1 protein-coding gene and 2 pseudogenes are annotated in these 1670 nt (G+C 67.1%); all 3 read right to left on the minus strand.

Going from position 1 to position 1670, the window contains the following annotated elements; all coding sequences use genetic code 11:
• A pseudogene (locus ABZX75_RS34295) lies at positions 1–198 on the minus strand (IS110 family transposase); the annotation flags it as partial.
• A 45-nt stretch (positions 199–243) separates the two neighbouring features.
• Positions 244–744 carry a transposase gene (locus ABZX75_RS34300; RefSeq protein ID WP_355418157.1) on the minus strand — a complete coding sequence of 167 codons (501 nt, stop codon included), beginning with the start codon at positions 742–744 and terminating at the stop codon, positions 244–246.
• 238 nt (positions 745–982) lie between these two features.
• Positions 983–1535: pseudogene (locus tag ABZX75_RS34305) on the minus strand (IS5 family transposase); the annotation flags it as partial.
• Positions 1536–1670: the final 135 nt, after the last annotated feature.

A 1670-nucleotide genomic window follows, 5' to 3' on the forward strand; every position in this document is an offset into this window, starting at 1 on the left:
GTCGACGGTGTCCAGCAGCATCCGCAGCATGAACGCGTGGTGTTCCTCGAACCCGTCGGCCAGGGCCTCTTCCAACGCGGCGGGAGAGGCCTTGATGGTGCCGTGTGCCAGGCCCGCGAGGGCCCTGGGACTGCGCTCACCGGCGATCAGCGCTTCGAGCATCGCACGGCCGGAGTCCCCGAAGATGTCCGAGATCACCGAGGACAACTTGATCTGTGCGTCCTCCAGCAGCTTCTCCGCCCGCTACTTGTGACGGGTGCGCTCATGGGTGAGGACCGCGCGGGAGCGGGTCAGGTCCCGCAGCTCACGGACCGGTTTCGGCGGCACAAACGAAGCGCGGAGCATGCCCCGTTCGGCGAGCTTGGCCAGCCACACAGAATCCAGCTTGTCGGTCTTCGGCCGGCCCGGGACATTCTTCACGTCACGGGCGTTGACCAGCCAGCAGTCGAGACCGCGGGCTTCCAAGAGGAAGAAGAACGGCTTCCAGTACGTCGAGGTCGCCTCAATCACCACCCGGGTGACGCCCTGGCACACCAGGTGGTCCGCGAGGTCCAGGACCGCGCCGGACGTCGCGGCCACGTGCCACACCCGCTGCACCCGCTGCACCCGGCGGCCGGGCTTTTCCTCGTGCGGCACCCGGGTACACACCATCCCGGACGCCTTCGCGATGTCGATCGCCGCGACCCTCTCCACCAGCTCCGGGCCCTGCTCGCTCTCCTCGGCGTCCCCTTGCGCCACAGCCATGCCCTTCCCTTCCCTTCCGTCAACCTGTCCGTCCAGACGGCGCCCGCCCGAAAAGGGGCCCCGGGGAAGACGAAATCTGACCGGCGTGCTCTACGGCAACAAGGCAAGGCCCCGCGGCGGCCCCTGCACCAGACTGACCTGCGGGCTTGGAGCCCCAACGAGCTACCGGAGTCGGTGGACGGGCGCCGCGATCATGTTTTCACGCCGACAAGGCGTTCCCCGACAGGGACCAGAAGGACTGACCTGGTGTGGCGACCAGGGACAGTGGGCGGCAGCGGCCGTCCGCACTCAGGTGGAGCTTGGTGGTGAACCCGCCGCGCGAGCGGCCCAGGCCCTCGCCTCCCGCACCACCTCCACCAGGCGGGCATGCAGGCTCTTCCACGCGGTTTCGTCCTGACGTTCTGTTGGCTCGGCCCCCTTCGACGTGGGAGTTGGCGGCGGGTCGGTGCGGGCATCCGCCGCATGCTGATGCGCACGAACGGTGGTTGAGTCGACCGAGACCTCCCCGTCGATCTCACCCGCCGCATCCGCCGCGGCCTGGACCTGCTGGAGAGCAGACGCTCCCATGTCTCGTCGGCCGACCACAGCCGGTGCCGTTCATAGACGGTCTTCGACGGCCCGAACCGTTCGGGCAGGTCACGCCACTGAACCCCGGTCCGAATCCGATGCATAATCCTGTCGATCGCCTGCCGGTGATTCCGCCACCGACCGCAACGCCTGTTGCTGACCGGCAGGAACGGTCGAGGCCGTTCCCACTCGGCATCAGTCAGATCACCCCGCCCATGCCCCAGGGCTGATTCAAAGTCCAGATGATCATGTTGGGTTGCTGGTGGGTCTGTAAAGTTTTCGGTGTAACTGGGGTGGTCTCGTGGGTCAGATTCGGTTGTTGGTGAGGCGTCCGTCGAAGGCGATGTCGAAGGCCTGGA

Source organism: Streptomyces sp. NPDC003038 (assembly GCF_040611115.1).
Lineage (GTDB): Bacteria > Actinomycetota > Actinomycetes > Streptomycetales > Streptomycetaceae > Streptomyces.